Origin of the sequence: Myxococcus llanfairpwllgwyngyllgogerychwyrndrobwllllantysiliogogogochensis, assembly GCF_006636215.1 — a bacterium.
Classification (GTDB): Bacteria; Myxococcota; Myxococcia; order Myxococcales; family Myxococcaceae; genus Myxococcus; species Myxococcus llanfairpwllgwyngyllgogerychwyrndrobwllllantysiliogogogochensis.
This window is the reverse complement of sequence record NZ_VIFM01000850.1, coordinates 1-422: the sequence shown is the minus strand read 5'-3', so window position 1 is coordinate 422 and position 422 is coordinate 1. Positions and strand designations below refer to the sequence as shown.

Here is a 422-nt window from a genome sequence, read left to right as displayed (position 1 = left end):
CATCCCCCCTAACGGCTACCCCTACAAAGCAAGAGCCCCGCAGTGCGGGGCCCTTGTTGTCTCAGTCAGCGCTGCAACCGATTACGGCGCCGGAGCGGCGGCGGCACCACACTGGCCCGGACGATACTTCGCGTCGAGGCTGGTGGAGCAGGACCACAGGCCGCTGTTGGCGTCGCGGGTCCACGTAATGTTCTTGCTGTTGAACTTGGTAGCGTTGCCGTTCTTAGTGGTGCAGGCAATGGTCGTGGCAGTCACGGCCACATTGCAGTAGGAGGTGCTGGCAGCAACGCCGATGAAGCCCGCATCGGTTGCGGTGGTCGACGGAGTCTTGCCTTCGTTGGTCGCCTGTTCGAAGCCGACCTTGCCGGGGGTAATCTCAGCCAGGGCGGAAGCCGCCTGCGAACGAACGACGTAGTCCTGAT

At 63.0% G+C, this 422-nt stretch carries 1 protein-coding gene; it reads right to left on the bottom strand.

Annotated elements, in window-relative coordinates:
- Positions 1 to 81: 81 nt before the first annotated feature.
- Positions 82 to 422 (bottom strand): pilin (locus FJV41_RS50845; RefSeq protein ID WP_141649649.1); only part of this gene is annotated, 341 nt, incomplete at its 5' end.